The 16194-nt window shown below is 69.4% G+C and carries 8 protein-coding genes and 6 pseudogenes; 7 read left to right on the plus strand and 7 right to left on the minus strand.

Annotated elements, in window-relative coordinates; genetic code table 11:
• Window positions 1-175 precede the first annotated feature (175 nt).
• The 4 genes and pseudogenes from F3T56_RS47825 to F3T56_RS15820 all read left to right on the plus strand — a co-directional run bounded on the left by F3T56_RS47825 (window position 176) and on the right by F3T56_RS15820 (window position 3433).
• Complete coding sequence (locus F3T56_RS47825; protein WP_246203641.1) at window positions 176-568, plus strand: thiopeptide-type bacteriocin biosynthesis protein; 393 nt, start codon at window positions 176-178, stop codon at window positions 566-568.
• A pseudogene (locus F3T56_RS15810) lies at window positions 511-1614 on the plus strand (IS256 family transposase); the annotation flags it as partial. The gene F3T56_RS47825 and the pseudogene F3T56_RS15810, both read left to right, overlap by 58 nt.
• Window positions 1611-2186 carry a GNAT family N-acetyltransferase gene (locus F3T56_RS15815; RefSeq protein ID WP_246203642.1) on the plus strand — a complete coding sequence of 192 codons (576 nt, stop codon included), beginning with the start codon at window positions 1611-1613 and terminating at the stop codon, window positions 2184-2186. The pseudogene F3T56_RS15810 and the gene F3T56_RS15815, both read left to right, overlap by 4 nt.
• 743 nt (window positions 2187-2929) lie before the next feature.
• The gene (locus F3T56_RS15820; protein WP_149825830.1) at window positions 2930-3433 is read left to right on the plus strand and encodes a hypothetical protein; all 504 of its coding nucleotides are present in this window, start codon (window positions 2930-2932) and stop codon (window positions 3431-3433) included.
• 159 nt (window positions 3434-3592) lie between these two features.
• On the opposite strand, the gene F3T56_RS15825 is transcribed toward F3T56_RS15820, so the two are convergent.
• Window positions 3593-4999, minus strand: coding sequence for an APC family permease (locus F3T56_RS15825; protein ID WP_149825831.1), 1407 nt, complete (start codon window positions 4997-4999; stop codon window positions 3593-3595).
• A 313-nt stretch (window positions 5000-5312) separates the two neighbouring features.
• Between F3T56_RS15825 and F3T56_RS15830 the strand changes: the two are divergent.
• Window positions 5313-6918 (plus strand): annotated as a pseudogene (locus F3T56_RS15830) (PH domain-containing protein).
• A 419-nt stretch (window positions 6919-7337) separates the two neighbouring features.
• Here the strand turns inward: F3T56_RS15830 and F3T56_RS15835 are convergent.
• Both F3T56_RS15835 and F3T56_RS15840 read right to left on the minus strand, forming a co-directional pair.
• Window positions 7338-7670, minus strand: a pseudogene (locus F3T56_RS15835) (tyrosine-type recombinase/integrase); the annotation flags it as partial.
• Between the two features lie 582 nt (window positions 7671-8252).
• Window positions 8253-9184 (minus strand): annotated as a pseudogene (locus tag F3T56_RS15840) (ThuA domain-containing protein); the annotation flags it as partial.
• A gap of 731 nt (window positions 9185-9915) precedes the next feature.
• Here F3T56_RS15840 and F3T56_RS49285 point away from each other — a divergent pair.
• Window positions 9916-10131, plus strand: a pseudogene (locus F3T56_RS49285) (MarR family transcriptional regulator); the annotation flags it as partial.
• A 722-nt stretch (window positions 10132-10853) separates the two neighbouring features.
• Here the strand turns inward: F3T56_RS49285 and F3T56_RS15850 are convergent.
• From F3T56_RS15850 to F3T56_RS15870, 4 genes and pseudogenes are all read right to left on the minus strand, one after another.
• Window positions 10854-12380: a glycosyl hydrolase family 28 protein gene (locus F3T56_RS15850; RefSeq protein ID WP_149825832.1), complete on the minus strand. Its 1527-nt coding sequence runs from the start codon at window positions 12378-12380 to the stop codon at window positions 10854-10856.
• A gap of 461 nt (window positions 12381-12841) precedes the next feature.
• A pseudogene (locus F3T56_RS15855) lies at window positions 12842-12958 on the minus strand (cellulose-binding protein); the annotation flags it as partial.
• Window positions 12959-13279: 321 nt separating this feature from the next.
• Window positions 13280-14170: a helix-turn-helix domain-containing protein gene (locus F3T56_RS15865; protein WP_149825833.1), complete on the minus strand. Its 891-nt coding sequence runs from the start codon at window positions 14168-14170 to the stop codon at window positions 13280-13282.
• Window positions 14167-14964 carry a peptidoglycan-binding protein gene (locus F3T56_RS15870; RefSeq protein ID WP_149825834.1) on the minus strand — a complete coding sequence of 266 codons (798 nt, stop codon included), beginning with the start codon at window positions 14962-14964 and terminating at the stop codon, window positions 14167-14169. Before F3T56_RS15870 ends, F3T56_RS15865 begins: the two co-directional genes overlap by 4 nt.
• A gap of 324 nt (window positions 14965-15288) precedes the next feature.
• Between F3T56_RS15870 and F3T56_RS15875 the strand changes: the two genes are divergently transcribed.
• The gene (locus F3T56_RS15875) at window positions 15289-15840 is read left to right on the plus strand and encodes a peptidoglycan-binding domain-containing protein (protein ID WP_246203643.1); all 552 of its coding nucleotides are present in this window, start codon (window positions 15289-15291) and stop codon (window positions 15838-15840) included.
• Window positions 15841-16194: the final 354 nt, after the last annotated feature.

Below are 16194 nucleotides of genomic sequence, written 5' to 3' on the forward strand. Positions count from 1 at the left end.
CAACTCGGCAGCTGGCACCAGGTAAACATCGAGTTCACCGACTACCCCACAGCGGAACGAACCTTCCGCGCCTATCCCCTGCCCGCCTTGCGCACCGGGCCGATCGGAGCATGGTGGGTTCGTGCGCAAGTGCCCCTGCTGGCGCCTACGCGTCCAGCCGGGGCCAGGTACGCAGATGAAGGACGCCATCGCACACCTCACCGAAGTACTCGACAGCGCCCTGTCCTTGGGCGTCGCCAAACGGTGGTGGACCTCCCTGTACGAGTCGGAAACGATCGCCTTCGGCGGCCCGTACGGTATGGCGCTCGCCCACATCCTGTTCCACACCGACAGCGTCGGAGTCCTCGACTACCACCAGCACCTGACCGACAGCGCCAGCGGGCTCCCCGGCCCCAAAGAGACCTCCCTCCTCGTCAGCACTCTGCTGGTGCGCGCCGCCGGGCTGGAGTGGGGCGAACAGGGAGACGTATGGGGGCAGGTCGAAGCACGACGCCCACGGCCGCCGAGACGGACGGTTCCGGGCGCTGCCTGGTGGTCCGCAACGGCCATCACCGGCCCCGCACCGTGACCACCGCCGCGGGTCCCGTCGAGGTCACGGCCCCGCGCGTGAACGACAAGCGGGTGGACGCGGCCACCGGCGAGCGGATGCGGTTCTCCTCGAAGATCCTGCCGCCGTGGTGCCGCAAGTCGCCCAAGGTCAGCGAGGTGCTGCCGCTGCTCTACCTGCACGGATTGTCTTCGGGGGACTTCGTGTCCGCGCTGGAGCAGTTCCTCGGCTCTGCGGCCGGTCTGTCGTCGGCCACCGTGACCCGGCTGACGAAGCAGTGGCAGGACGACCACGCCGCTTTCCAGCAGCGCGGCCTCGCCGAGTCCGACTACGTGTACGTGTGGGCGGACGGGGTGCACCCCAAGGTCCGGCTCGGGCAGGCGCACTCCTGCGTCCTGGTGCTGATGAGTGTGCGGCTGGACGGCACCAAGGAGCTGATCGCGCTGGCCGAGGGGCTGCGCGAGTCCACCGAGTCCTGGGCCGACCTGCTGCGGGACTGCCGCCGCCGGGGCATGCGTGACCCCGAGCTGGTCGTCGGGGACGGCGCGATGGGCCTGTGGAAGGCGCTGGCCGAGGTGTTCCCGGCCGCCCGCCATCAGCGGTGCTGGGTCCACAAGGCCCGCAATGTCACGAACGCCCTGCCGAAGTCCGCGCAGCCGGGCGCGACGAAGGCGATGCAGGAGATCTACAACGCCGAGGACCGCGCGCACGCGAAGAAGGCCATCGAGGCGTTCGCCAGGACCTACGGGGCGAAGTGGCCCAAGGCCGTCGCGAAGATCACCGACGACGCCGAGGAGCTGCTGGCGTTCTACGACTTCCCGGCCGAGCGCTGGATCCACCTGCGGACCACGAACCCGATCGAGTCGACGTTCTCCACCGTCAAGCTCCGCACCAAGGTCACCCGCGGCGCAGGCAGCCCGGCCGCAGCCCTCGCGATGGTGTTCAAGCTCGTCGAATCCGCCCAGGCCCGCTGGCGCGCGGTCACCGAAGTCCACCTCGTCGCCCTGGTCCGCGCGGGCGCCACGTTCGAAAACGGCGTCCTCGTCGAACGCGAGGCGGCAGCATGAGCCGGCCCTCGCAGACACAGCCGGACAGCCCGCGGATGCGGCTGCACCCCTTGACCGAGACCAGGGCGCACCAGATCGAGCACTGGTTCGACCACCCCGAGGTCCAAAGACGCCTGGGCGGCCGGTTCTGGATCCACCGTCAGCTGCGGCTGATCAGCCAGCACCCCTGCACTACCTTCCGCGGCGCGATGGTGCTGCGCTCCCACGGGTGGATCGGCCTGGATCAGGCCGGGAGGCCGGTCGCGTTCATCTGCGGCGACGTCTATGACCGCTGGGTCCGCTACCACGGCGAGGGTCCCGAGGGCCCCATCCTGTCCGACGCCGACCCCCGGCTCGCCATGGGCCTGGCCTACCTGGTCGACCCCGACCGGTGGCGGCACGGATACGGCCGCTCCGCCCTCCAAGCCGTCCTCACCCACCCCGACGTCGGCGATGTCCAGACGTTCTTCTGCGGGATCGACGCCGACAACCACTCCAGTCGCAACTGCGCTGTATCCGCCGGCTTCACCCTCCCCGACCTCGAACCAGACCACGAAGGGATGCTCTACTACCGCAGCACCCGACCAAGTTGACCACCGAGAACATGCTGATCCACAACTATTGACAATTACTCGCACAGCTGCGAGGGAAGGTGGCTCCAGGGATGGCTCGGCTTTCCGGGCCGTCCCTGGGTCTTCCGGGGCTGCTCGGCAGCGGCCGACGACTGATGACCGCTCAGGCGCCCGGGGGCACTGCCCTGACCAGCAAAGAACCCAGCTCGCCACAGCTCGGTCACAAGAGCCGGAAGAACCAGTCAGTGGTCGGCCTGCGTGTCACCAATCACGGCTCGTGTCCTCCTGTGGAGGGTGATCGCCCGGCGGGCAGCCTGAACCGCCATGAGTGCGAGCCAAGTTCCCCCCAGGCAGGGCCCGAGAAGGCCCCACCAGTCCACTACCGGTTTCGCAAGCACTTCCACGACCCACCAGACGTCGTAGGCCACGATGCCGGTCAGCACCACAGCCAGGAGAGCCGTCGTCCACCAGCGCTCGGGCCACCCCTTGTCCACGTTGCCCCCTGCCAGAATCACGCACCACTGCCGATGTCTCCCAGTGTGCCGTGCCCGTTGCGTGCCCGTTCAGGCGGGAGGCTGGGGGCCACGGTGAATCACGACTACAGCCGCGTTCTCTCAGCAAGCACTTGGCAGGCCGACAGGGACCCACACAGGCGATCTTCCGAACTGGCGGTCTGCCCACCGACCGCAACCACCACGGGCTGGTTGACCGGGTCATTGAGACTCCATCGGCCTCTGTGCAGGAGTCGGTATCGTCCTCTTTTCATGGAAGACCTGATACATGTGCCGCAGGGCGCATCCGACTCCGAGCGCACGTGGCGTGTCTCTCCGCTGGGGCGCGTCTTCTCGGTTGTCGTTGGGTTCGGTGTACTGGCCGCCATCGCTGCGGATCTCGACACCATGCTGCGTAACGGCGGTGTCTTCGTCCCAGTCGTGTTGTCGGCCGTCGCCGGCGCGTTCTTCGCGACTTCGTTCTGGACCTCTCTGACCCTGACCGATCACGAGGTCATCATTCGCAATCTGGGCTGGACGCGCACCGCGCCGCTGGCGACGGTCACCCGGGCGCAGGCCGGATACAGCGGCATCGAGATCGAGACCTCGGAGAGTCGGCACATGACGGCGATGGCTGTACAGAAGGCCAACCTGTCGGTGTGGCTGGGTCGACGTACGAGGGCAGACGAGGTCGCAGAGGCGATCCAGGAAGCAGCCGCTCGAGCCGTCGCCGGACCGTCCGACGTTCGCTCCCGGGCGACCAACAACGACCGATGACATCGGCTCGGTCGCAGACCAACAGCAGCTGGGCCTGCCAGAACGCAGACCACAGCCTGTTCGGGACTCGCACGGGAGTGGCACTCCGGCTGCCGCATGGTCCGAAGCACCTGCGGATCCCTTCGCACCCGGTCGTCACCGGGCACGAAGGGATCCCGGTCAGCGGGCGGCGACGGCAGCGATGAGGCGCTGTTCGGCGTCCTCGCCCGCCGCCACCTTGGGCAGTCGCCACATGAAGAACGCGCCGGCCAGCCACCACACGCCGACGATCGCCCACTCCGAGGGCCAGACGAGGGCCGCGGGCATGCCGGGCAGGTAGAGCACGCCGAGCCCCAGACTGAGCACCAGCGCGGCGACACCGACAGCCGGTCCGGCCGGGGTACGGAAGGGGCGCTCCATGCCCGGCTCCCGGCGGCGCAGCACCAGGAAGGACAGCACGACGACGAGGTAGGCGACGACGATGTTGATGCCGCCCGCGTCGACCAGCCAGACCAGCATCGGCCGTCCGAAGAACGGGGCCAGTACCGAGAGGGCGCCGATGAAGACCACGGCGTTCGCCGGGGTGCGGTACTTCGGGTGCATCTTGCCGAACCAGGCGGGGATCATGCGGGACTCGGCCATGGCGTACAGCAGTCGGCTGCCGCCGATGAGGAAGGCGTTCCAGCTCGTCAGGATGCCCGCGATGCCACCGATGACCAGGACGTTGCCCATGGCCTGGCTGTTCCACAGGGCGGTCATGGCGTCGGCGGCGGCGAGGTTGGACTCGGCGAGGGCCGAGGCGCTGAGACCAGAGCCCACGGTGAGCATGATCATGACGTACCACGCGGTCGCACAGAGCACGGAGATCACCAGAAGCCTGCCCACCTGGCGGTACGGGAGCTTGATCTCGCCGGCTGACTGCGGGATCACGTCGAAGCCCACGAAGAGGAACGGCACGGCGACCAGCACCGTGAAGATCCCGTCCATGCCTCCGCTGACCATCGGCTCCATGTTGTCGGCGGAACCGCCCTTGAGGGCTCCGACGAGCAGCGCGGCGCCCGCGCAGAGCAGGAACAGCACCGCGATGGTCTGGAAGACCGCCGCGGGACGTATGCCGATGTAGTTCACGGCCGTGATCGCGATCGCGGCGATCACGCCGACGGCGACCCAGCTCGCGTAAACGTCGTAGTCGGCGATCGTCCACATGTGGCCCACGAGCATGTCGGGGAAGAGGTTGACCATGCTGTGCGGCAGCGCGACGGCCTCGAACGCGGCGACCGACACATAGCCGAGGACCATGGCCCAGGAGGCCAGGAAGGCACCCCGGCCACCGAGTGCCCGCAGCGCGTAGTGGTGCTCGCCGCCCGCGTGCGGCATGGCGGAGACCAGCTCCGCGTACGTCAGCCCGACGAGCGTGACGACCACGCCGCCGATGGTGATGGCGATCGCCGCGCCCACCGGCCCCGCGTCGCTGATGAAACCGGAGGTGAGAACGATCCACCCGAAACCGATCATGGCCCCGAAGGCCAGTGCCAGAACGTCCCCTCTGCCGAGCACTCTGAGGAATCCGCCGTTGTTGTCCGTCATTCGCCGATCCTGCCCATCTGGGGGGTTTCTCAAGTCAGGAGAGACAGCAGTGGAGCGGACGTCAGGACATGAGCACCAGCATCAGGATGTACAACTTTCATCGTGTACCTATCCAGATCGATGAAACCCCTGGTCAGCCGCTTGACTCCAGCAGGCGGGCCGCGCATCCGTAACCCCGGGGACCTATTCCCGTAACACGCGCGGCACTCGGCGATCCGGGCTCCACGACGTACCCGATCCGGCAGTGTCGGGTCGGAAAGCTGCCGCACACCGCACAAGCGGGTGCAGCCCGGCTGACGGCACGATTCCGCGCATGACCGATGGCCGGGAAGTGACCTGGCGCTCTGCGCTCCAGAAGCGCGCCCTGTGGTTCCTCGCCGGACTTGGGGCGGCGGGGGCGACCCTGACCGCGGTACGCATGGTGTTCTGGGGCGGACTCGTGGACGGGTGGGCGTACGTGGGCCTGTTCGTCGCGCTGGTGAGCATCGCGTGTCTTTGCGGGGGCATCGTCCAGGTGGGCGCCGACGCTTTCGGGGTGCACTCCCGGACGCCGCTGCGCCGCCGGAGCGTGCCATGGCGCGACATCGCCGACCTGCGCGTATACCTGCAGTACGGGCGCTACGGGCAGGAGTTCCGTCGTATCGGCGTGGTACTGCGCGACGGACACACACGGCGCCTGCCCCTGCCGCTGAGCGGGTCTTCCGACGACCGACCGGACTTCGACGCGAAACTGGACGCGCTCCGCGCGCTGCACCGCCGTTACGGAGCCCCGGAGTCGAGGCACGTCCTCGTCATCTCGAAACGCACCGCCCGGCGCGGTTCGGCGGTGTCACTGAGCCTGTGCGCGCTGCTGCTCGCGGGCGCGGGCCTGGCCGCATGGTTCGTGCCGATCGTCGAGTCGGAGAAGCAGGCGTGGGCGTCGGCTGCCCCGTGCACCACCGAGACACCCGCCGCGGAACGCGGAGAGTGCCTGACCACCCTGCCTGCCGTGATCGCGCGGACCGAGGTCGGCACAGCGAAGCAGCGCAGCTGGTTGTACTTCGCCGACAGCCGGCCTCTGGAGCGACTCTCGGTCTCGCAAGAGGGAGCCCAGGGGTTCGAGCCCGGCGATCGCGTCGAACTCACCGTCTGGCGCCGCCAGGTGAGAGAGGTCACCGGAGAACACCACGTGTGGCGCGAGCACTTCACCGGCGCCGGAGAGGTAGCCGTCATCGCGGCCGCGTGCGCCCTCGGCGCGGTCTATCCCGGCTCCCGGGCGCTGTTGCGCCGGCGCGGGCGCGGGCGCCGACTGGCCGACGACGAGGTCCTGCCGTCGGCGCTTCCGTTCGCGGGCGCGCTCGTCGCCACGGCCCTGTGGCTGCTGCCGCTCTGCTACCTCAACCCCACCACCCTGCCCACCTCTCCCGTGACCCTCACGTGGGCGGCCGCGGGCTCCCTGGCCACGCTGGGCCTCTTCACCTGGGCCTGGCGCGCGACCCGCATCCGTACGCCCGGAGACGCCGCAGCGACCGGAGCGAGCGAAGCGACCCAGGAGCCCGCCGAGGCGGAGGTTCCTGGCCGCCCGCTTCCTGGAGCCCACCGACTACAACCCGCACGGCTTCGGCACCCACATAGTCCTCGGAGGCGGCCCGCCCGCCGTCACACCCCACCCCGGCCCGGGCCGGTTCGCGGCGAAACGGATCCCGGTGGAGCGGCTCACCGTCAAGGACGTGCGGCGCCTGCGCGGCGGCGAGGGCGGCGACGGCGACGGCGACGGCGACGGCGACGGCGACACCATCCCCAGAAGCTGGCACATCGCCGAACTCGACGACGCGGGCAACCCGGTCCGCCTCGCGGCCGCCCTGGCCGACCTGACCCGCATCATCCGCGCGCTGGACCCTGCGAGAACCCCCGCGAACACCACGACCCCCGAGCCATGACCGCCTCGGGCAGCCTACGACGGCAACGGCCCAGGACGCTGATTCCCAGGAGGATGAGCAGGGCTTCGAGGACCGCGTGAGCCGACACCGTCGAGGGTCCATGTGCAGTCGCGACGGACACCCCGGGTCAGCCCGAGACACGATGCGGTCCGGTCGGTGCGAGCATCGTGCGCGCGTATGACTGGCTGCCGGCGGCGCCCGTGCCCACAGCGTGCCCATAAGAGCGGACAGCCACGGTCGACAGCGGCACGAACCGACGCGCGATTACACCACGCACACGACATATGTGCACGTCAGAGCCATACGGTCCGCCCAAGCGCCGTCGCTTCCCAAGCTGAGAGCGCGAGTTCGATTCTCGTCACCCGCTCCACGAAGAAGGCCCAGGTCAAAGACCTGGGCCCTTTTGCTGTCCACTGTGATCACTCGCCGCGTGCCAGATCCGTGCCAGAACACCTTTCGGCGGCCTTCTGGGCAGCCTCCTCCCGAGCCTTCCGGACCGTGGCGTCGAGGCCGGCGGCGACCTCTTCCTGTCGCTCCTCGTCGGAGTGCTGATAGATCAGCGCGGCCTTCTCCGAGGCCTGCCCGGCTCGGACCATCGTGTCCTTCAGGGTGGCACCGGACCGCGTGGAGAGCGTGTGCCCGGTGTGCCGGAGGTCGTAGAACCGGAAATCCTCGGGCAGGCCGACGGTCTCACGCGCCTTTCGCCACGTCCGCCCGAAGGTGCTGCGCCGGAAGGGAGCGCCCTTCTTCCCGTCCCGCTGACCGGCCCGCCGTCGTGTCTCCTGATCCCCATGCCGCCTCGGCGGCGGGCCTCCCAGACTTTCCCCACAGGGTGGGGACCGGGGTGTCGACCCGCTCCCGGCCCGAGGAGGTCTTCAGGCTGCCAGCCCCTGCGACCACCAGCGGGCGGTGTACGCGCGCGACGCGCAGCCCCTCGACCAGAAACTTGTACGCCGCCGGCGGCGGGACGGCTTGGGGCGGAGCCGTCGCGGGCAGGGAGAGGCCACCTGGCCGGGGCTCACGGCGGCTTTCGCCGCGGGAGGGGCGCCAACAGCGTCGCGCCGGAGCGGAACCCGGTCGACCTGTGGCGGAGGTGCGGATCAGTCGCAGGGATGGCGGGAGCCCCGGCGGACGCAGAGCCCCCGGCGGGAACGGGGGAAGAGTTCCACCGGGGGCTGTCGATGCCGGCCTCGGGCCGCCCGTCCGCCTGCTTGGGCGTCCTGACCGGGCCGAGCGCGGTCAGGAGGAGGTACGTCGCGTAGTCGACTGCGGTCCGGAGGGCGATGTCCCTCCACTCCCTGCCCCCGTTGCTGCGGACGGAGACGAACTGTTTCAGCGGCGTGCCAGAGCATCCCGAGGCCGCCGGCCGACGTCGGTGTTGCGTCGTCGCTCAGTTCGAAGGCGCCGGGTCCCGCTTGCCTCCGTGCCGACAGCGACGCGGCCGTGCCGACAGCGACGCGGCCGTGCCGTCGAAGAGCGGCCGCTAGCCGTTCTCCGGCCGGCAGTCCGCCTGGACGGCGCCGGTGGCCCACTGGATTGCGCCCGACAGGTGCTGACGGACGGCGGGTTCGGCGAAGGACTCCTTGCTGTGGCCGACGCCGGTGTAGAAGGAGCGGCCGCCCTGGTAGTTCTGGCACCAGGCGATCGGGTGGTCGCCGTTCATGGTGCCGCCCCAGTACGAGGACTCGTCGAGGGAGGCCAGGACGCGGACCCGTTCCCGGGGATTCGAGCGGAAGTTGTACCACTCGTCGGTGCGGTTCCAGGTGGTGGGCAGGTCAGCGGTCGCCGGGTGGGCGCGGTCCTCGACGTGCACCGTCGCGCGCATCGGCCACCACGGATGCGACTCGAAGTAGGCACCGACGAGCCCGCCGTAGAAGGCCCAGTCGTACTCGGTGTCGGCGGCCGCGTGGATGCCGACGTAGCCCCCGCCACTGCGGATGTAGCCCTCGAAGGCCGTCTCCTGGGCGGCGTTCAGGACGTCACCGGTCGTCGACAGGAACACGACCGCGTCGTAGCGCCCGAGGTTGTCGGCCGTGAAGGCTCCGGAGTCCTCCGTCGCGTCGACCGTGAAGCCGCCCGTCTCGCCGAGCTGTTTCACCGCCGCGATGCCGGCGGAGATCGAGCCGTGGTGGAAGCCGGCCGTCTTGGAGAACACCAGCACCCGTGTGCCGTCCTGCTTCGCCTGTGACACGGCCGGTCCCGAGACGCAGCCCAGGAGCACGGCCGCTCCGACGGCTGACGTTGTCAGTCGGTTGATCGATCGCATGCTGTGTATGTCTCTCTCATCCGGTGGTGAATGTGAAGTCGAGTGGCGACCTCTGCGTACTCGCTCCGAGCTACGCGAATGGTGATCACGCCCATACGGGCCAGACGGTGAGGTTCTCCAGCTGCGCGGAACCCCGGCGGGGAAACCTGGCCGGTGTCCGATGCCCGGGAACACGACGCCCTCGCCCCGGCCCGGCTCCGCCGCTGCCGACCCGGGCGGTGGCAGCGGCGGCGCGCCTGGCATGGTTACCGTCGTCACGCGTCCGGCGGCCAGGGTGCGAGTGCGGTGTCGACCTCGCGGGCGGCCGTTTCGTTGTCGAGTCGCGCGCCGGACCCGGATGCGTTCGTCACAGCGGACATGGGTGGTCTCCGTCGAAATGGGGGGGGTGGGGAGGCCGTTGGAGCGGAGTGTCAGGAGACGCTACTTGAGAGTTCACTCTCACAGGTCGGCTGCCGTGAACTGTGGGGATTTCCCTACGGCTTGATAGGAACTTGCGGCCGGACGGTTCGCGACGTCGAGGAGGATGAGCGTCAAACGCGCGACGAGGTGCCGTGTGCAGCAGGCGATTCACATCAACCTCGCTCGCGTCGCCTTGGCACTGCCGGTCAGCCTGGCGTCGAGATCCTGTCCGGCATGAGCCAGGAAGGCGCTGTGGTGTCTGATCGGCGATTCCGACACCGGCAGGGTTGTGCACTCACAAGCACGACGATGTGACGCTCTACGGCCTGTTCGTGGAGGCGTTCGCTCGCCTCAAACCTCTCGTACACCGCGACCTGGGAGTCCCGGACACCTGGTTCGAGGTGCTGCTGCGACTGGGCCGCACGCCCGGGCACCGACTGCGCATGACGGACCTGGCGGAGGCCGTGTCCTTCAGCTCTTGCGGCTTCACCCGGCTCGCCGACCGCATGGCGAAGGAGGGACTGATCCGCCGCGACCCCGACCCCGCCGACCGACGAGCCGCACTCGCCGCACTGACCGACAAGGGCGCCGAGGCGCTCGACCGCGCCCTGACCGCCCACGTCTCCCATCTCCGCAGCCACGTCACAGGACCGATCCCGGCCGAGGACCGCCGCCACCTGGAGCGCATCCTGCGCACGCTCCGCGACGCCAACGAGCGAAGTTCCGCGCGGACGCGCAAACCCTCGCGCAACAGCGCTACACCAGGCCCGCGTGACGGTGTCAGCACACCGAATCCCCACAGGTCGACACCCCGGCGGCCGCGCCAGCGCGCCCGCTTCCCAAGCTGGGAGCGCGTCGTGCGTGCTCTCGGAGTGCCGCGCGGAAGTCCTCGAGAAGTCCTCGATGGGAGTCCCCCCGCTCGAGCGGAGCCGAGAGTGGGGGAGGCGTTACTTGGGCTTTCGCGCGGTGCGGCGGTGGGGGCACCTCCCGCTCGAGCGAAGTCGAGGGTGGGTGCGTGCCGGGCGTCGCGACGCCGCGGAGATCCGTCAGAAGGGCCCTGGCCTCGGGCAATGGCTCCGCCACCGCTCCGGGGCGGCTCCCTGGATCGTCCCTGCGGCGGCCCGCCTCCCCGCGGTGTCCGCGCCCCGTCGTCAACCGCCTGGTCTGAGGCGCCGAAGGCAAGCCAGGCCGGAGCTGTGGTGCTGCCGCACAGCAAAGGGCGGCCGGCCCCGGCGTCCCTCGATCGGGCGCCGGGGCCGGCCGTCTGCGGTTACAGGGCCGCGGCCTCCGCGGTGGTGAGGAAGCGGAGGTTCTGCACGTGCTCGTTGACGAACATGGGCACGCCGTCCGAGGCCAGGTACCAGCGCGGCTTGTCCCCGCTGTCGCGGATCACCCTGCCGTTGACGCGGAGGTTCTCGAAGGTGACGTCCTTGACGGTGCGCTCGGCGTCGGTCCCGGCGATGATCGACGTGTCGGCGTTCTTGCCGTTGTAGCTGAGGTCCTTGACGTAGACGTTCTCGATGCTGCGGCCGGACGTCATGTTCCATCTCGGGTTGTTGATGACCCTTATGTGGAAGAGCTGGCCCCAGCGGAAGTCCTCCACGCGGATGTCGTCGAACCTCACATCCCGGACGAGGTTGCCGTCGGCGGCTTGGATGGCGACGCAGCCCTGGGCGTTCACCTGCGGCTCACGGTGGTCGAGGATGTCGATGTTCTCGAAGTTCAGGTTCTCCAGCATCTCGGGCGCGGCGGGGTCGGGGTTGCCGTGCACGGCCATGTTGATCGGGTGGGCGACGTCGGCCCAGAGGGAGGTGTTCTTGACGGTGATGTTGCGGGTGTCGCCGTAGAAGTCCCAGCGGTGGGTGTAGAGGGCGATGCAGTCGTCGGAGGTGCGCAGGAAGCAGCCGTCGATCGTGACGTTCTCGGAGCAGTAGAGCTGGATGCCGTCGCCCCAGCCCTCGCGGCTGAAGGCGCGCAGGTTCTTGATGGTGAGGTTCCGGCACTCGGCGACCCGGATGTTCTCGTACCGGGGGTTGAGGATCGTGATGCCGTCGATCGTGACGTTCTCGCACTTGCGGATGAGCATCGCGCCCCACTTGGAGTTGTAGATCACTCCGCGGCCGATGATCCGGGAGTTCTCCGCCCCCTCGATTCTCACGTGTGCCTGGAGGACCGCACCGGGGGCCAGGTAGACGGTGGTGTTGCTGGGCACCGTCAGCTCCCCGTTGGGGGGAGTGTGGAAACCGGGCCCGAAGTACATGACCTTCTTGTCGCCCTCGGCGGGCACGTCCTGCTCGATCGGGTTAGCGAACAGGTGCAGGCAGTCGAAGATCTTGTCGTCGACCTGGACGACGACGTTGCGAGGCCGGTCCAGGGTGAAGCGCGCGGTGTCGCCGAGCACCTCGGGCTTGATGCCGTACGAGTCCGGCCGGATGCGGAACTTCTCCGCGCCGCCCGGGTTGTAGGTGACCTCGACCTCGACGGTGCCGGAGAAGTCGAAGGCTGCCCAGGAGGACTTCTGGACCGGGTTGCTGCCGGTGACGGCGTCGATCAGCGCGAGCTTGGCCAGGTAGATGTCGAGTCTCTGCCAGGTGCCGCCGAGCGGCCGGACCTTGACGGTGAAGGAGTTGTTGACCGGCACCTGCGGCAAGGTCGGGTGGATGACAACGGTGTCGTCCGTGGAACCGTTTTCTGCAACCGCAGCCTGAGCGGTGCCCGCGACACCGCTGACCATACTGCCGACAGCGACGGCTCCTGCGGCCTGAAGGGCAGTTCGCCGGGACAGGATCGAGCTCATGGGGACTCCTTGGTGAAACGTTCGGGCGGGTGATAATCCCTGTTCAGCGCATGAAAGCCCGGCGCCACAGCGGCGTATGGGCGGGATTGGTCCGTCAAGCGGCAATCTGCTGCACGAGCAAGTTCATCGTCAAGAGGTCGGCCGACTTTTATAGCAACCGGTTTCTACTGAGGGCCTCTCGGGGCCTCAGCCGGAGGCACGTATTCGTAGACCGGAAGCGCTACCGCCGCACCCAACACGGCCGCCTCCCAAGCCAGCAGGGCGTGCCCGGTCCTCGTCACCGTGCCGACAGGGAGGTGGCTGCACGCACCACTGGTCCGTCGTCTGCCGAAGGTGGCACCGGAGCGACCGGCCGGAGTGACCGGGCGCCTGCCCCACCCAGCCGGTCCACCGGCGAGTCGGCACACGCCGGGGTCGGTGCGCGGTGTGCGGGCGGGGACGCGGTGGGGCCTGTCGAGCTAGTCCGCGCCATGGCTGGCCTGGTCGTACAGCTTCACGGTGAAGTTGCTGGAGATGTCCGTCGTCTTCCACGGACCTGTGGTGTCAAGGGAGTTGTAGCGGCCGCCCTCGGTGTGACCGCAGGGGCCGACCGAGGCGCTGCCAGGCGAAGAACGCGAGGGCACAGAGCACCACCAGCACGAGCAGAGCATGGCTGCGCAGTCATCGGCGCGGGGGCACGAGAGGCGGCGGTACGGAGGGGAGCGTCCGGTGGGTGCGGTACGCGACGGCGTTGGTCACGCCCGGGCCGAATCGCAGCACGGTGCCTTCGATGCGATCAGGCGGCGTCGGCCAGTTCTTCGCGCATTTCTCGGCGGGTCCCGGCCGATCCCGGCCGATCCCGGCGCAGGAGCGTGCCGAGGATTCCCGACTTCGGCATCGACACGTCCGAGGGCCGGACGCTACTCGCGAGAGCCTGACGCCACTGGAGGTGAGGGCAGCTGGGTCGTGGTGGCGGCCCCGCCCACACGGGCCTCGAAGCACTCCCGTTCGCCGTCGGCCGACGCGGGCCGGAAGCAGGCCCGGACGGTGCTGCCGGGACGGACTTCGGTCATCTCCGTATAGATGAAGGTTGCCGCGTCGTCCTTGTTCCTGATGCGCACGCTGTGGGTCGGGCCGCCTGCCGTGACGTCCACCCGGTCGCCGATCTCGGTCCCCCAGATCCGGGCCCAGCTCGCGCCGCATTTCTTGCTGTAGCGCAGCTCGACGTGGGCGCCGGTGGCAGTGGGGTACGAGGCGAGGGTGTCGGGGCCGAGGCCGCAGATCAGGCGCATCGGGTCCCGGCCCTCGCAGGCGGCTCCGTGGCATTGGGGAGCGAGGGAGAACGGGACGGAGGCCTGTAGCGGTTCGTCCTCCTGAGACTCCGAGTCCGGCAGCAGGAGGAACAGCAGGGCCGTAGCACCACCGACGATCACTGTGTACGCCGACGCCAGCACCACCAGGAGCCTGCTCCCGCCACGTCGCCGCCGCCCGGTCCCGGCGGGTGGTGGCGCCTCCTGAGGTTGTGGCCGCGGCGACTCGTCCGTGGGAGGGGCGGGTGCGGGGGCCACCGCGCGTCCGCTCCAGTGTGACTCGGCGATCTCCCACAGGGCCAGCAGCCGCCCGTCCGGTTCGTTCGCGAGCCGGCACAGTTCCCGTACGGCCTGGCGAGGAGGCAGGCTCTTGCCGTTGAGGTAACGCTCCCACGAGGACTTGCTGTACGCCGTCCGCTCAGCCAGCGCCGCCAGGCTCAGCCCCGCACCGGCCCGCAGCTCCCGCAGCGCCGCGACCAGCCGGGTGTGTTCCGCGGTCACTTCGGATCCGCCTCCCGCAGGGCCTGCCAGGTGGGCGGGTCGATGACTCCGTTCACGACCAGCCCGTTCTGCTTCTGCATGCGCTCGACCGCTCGGCGCGTCTTGGGGCCGAAGACGCCGTCGATGTCCCCTGGCTCAGTGCCCGCCCGGCGCAGCAGGCACTGCGCCTCGGCCACTTCGAGCCCCACGTGGGTGTTGGACAGGAGGATGTCCGTGGTCCGGCTCAGGCCCGCGTACCAGCGGCCGTCACGCTGCTCCAGCCGACAGGTGTAGATGACCGGCACCATGGACTCCGACACGGTGGCCAGGGCCGTCGCGACAGCATCGCTGCGGTCGTGCGCGAGCTGGGCACGGGCCTCGGCGAGCCGCACGGCCAGCAGGAGCGCGGCGGAGACGGACAGCGCCATGACCACGGCTCCCACCGTGACCGCGACGCGCAGGTGACGCCCGTACGGCTGCTGCTCCGTGGGGGTGTGTTCCGGTGTCGCGGAGAAGTCCTCGGGGGTGTCGGTGGTGACCGCCCTTCCCTCCGCCCAGCGTTGGGCGGCGATCTCGTGCATCGCCAGCAGCCGGTGCGGATCGTCACCGCCGACGCGGGCCATCGCCTCGACGGCCTCCCGGGGCGGCAGAGACCTGCCGTTCAGATATCGCTGCCACGACTTCGCGCTGTACCCGGTCTTCGCGGCCAGTTGCCGCGTGCTCAGTTCGCTGCGGTCCTTCAGCCTGCGCAGTCGCACGATCAACTGATGGGCGTGTGGATGCAGTTCTACAGGCAGTGCCTTCCAGCGCGACACGCTTCCCCCCACTCGCGTCCGGGACCGCAGGCCCGCCCCCCGTGTTCCCGTCTCATTCTGCATCAGCTGGGACGGGGATCACAGAGCGGGCACCCCGCCCCGGCGCGACCCCGCCCTGGCGCGGAATCAGCCATCCCCTCGTCGCGGTCCCGCCGCAGGGACTCGGCGGGCGACATCTCCGCAGGTCAGCGCGCGGGACGTCCCGGGATGAGGTCACTTCTGCGTCAGCTGTGGCCCAACATCACACCGAACCCGCAGGCTCGTTGCGGAGCCGGCCGGTGCGGTCGGCTCCGGCAAACGCACGCCAATTGGGGAAGGAACACAATGAACTTCGGTATGACCCGGACCCGCCTCGCAGCCGCCGTCACCGCCGCCGTCGCGACGGGCGCGCTGGCCATGAGCGCCTCGCCCGCCTCGGCCACCTCCTCCCAGGGGTACTTCACCGGTTACGGCACCACATGGACGGACGACTGGAGCAACGAGGGAACGCTGTCGTCCGCCAGCTACGCCAGGTCCAACGCCACCTGCCTGTGGCAGAAGATCCTCTGGGCCGAGGGCGCGACGGAGAGCAACGGCACCGCCTACGACTACGCGGACATCGACGGCGTCTTCGGCCCCAACACCACATACGCCAGCAAGCGGCTTCAGACGCGCTGGGGCCTGGACGACGACGGACGGGTCGGCCCCCTGACGCTCGGCAAGGCGGACAACAAGCTGCGGTACAGCTCGGGCAGCACGTCCTCCGGGACGCTCTACCTCACGTACGACGGCGCGGCCCACGACTTCACCCTGAGGCGCGACGACAACAACCGGTACGGGTTCGTCCAGGACGGCGCCTGGCGCCTCGCGGGCTACAACTACCGCACCTGCAGCTGACCACACGTCCTTCCGAGGGCCGTCGGTTGGCAGCTACGCGAACGACGCCTACGCCATCAAGATCTGGCGCGACCCCGACGACGGGAAGTGCAGCGGCACCTGGCAGGTGCCGCAGGGCCGCATCAAGGACGGCCGGCGCCCCTGACACACGCGGCCCGTCCCCTCGTGCAGGAGGGGACAGGCCGCGTGCGTCCCCTCCGGTCCACCCAGTGATCCGGATGAAACCGCCTGGCTGGTCCCGTCCTTCGCAACAACGCCGGGACCGGGCAGCAATCCTTGCCATCGTGATGCCCCGTCAGGGGCCGCAGGCGGCACTCGATGAACGACAAGCATTCCAAGCCCTGGTCGGCCCAC

The organism is Streptomyces tailanensis (assembly GCF_008386495.1).
GTDB classification, from domain to species: domain Bacteria; phylum Actinomycetota; class Actinomycetes; order Streptomycetales; family Streptomycetaceae; genus Streptomyces; species Streptomyces tailanensis.

Bases quoted from the DNA above. Each gene is read 5' to 3' on its own strand.
- F3T56_RS15815 (WP_246203642.1), top strand. From the start codon at position 1,611: ATGAGCCGGCCCTCGCAGACACAGCCGGACAGCCCGCGGATGCGGCTG.
- F3T56_RS15820 (WP_149825830.1), top strand. From the start codon at position 2,930: ATGGAAGACCTGATACATGTGCCGCAGGGCGCATCCGACTCCGAGCGC.
- F3T56_RS15825 (WP_149825831.1), bottom strand. From the start codon at position 4,999: ATGACGGACAACAACGGCGGATTCCTCAGAGTGCTCGGCAGAGGGGAC.
- F3T56_RS15850 (WP_149825832.1), bottom strand. From the start codon at position 12,380: ATGAGCTCGATCCTGTCCCGGCGAACTGCCCTTCAGGCCGCAGGAGCC.
- F3T56_RS15875 (WP_246203643.1), top strand. From the start codon at position 15,289: ATGAACTTCGGTATGACCCGGACCCGCCTCGCAGCCGCCGTCACCGCC.
- F3T56_RS47825 (WP_246203641.1), top strand. From the start codon at position 176: ATGAAGGACGCCATCGCACACCTCACCGAAGTACTCGACAGCGCCCTG.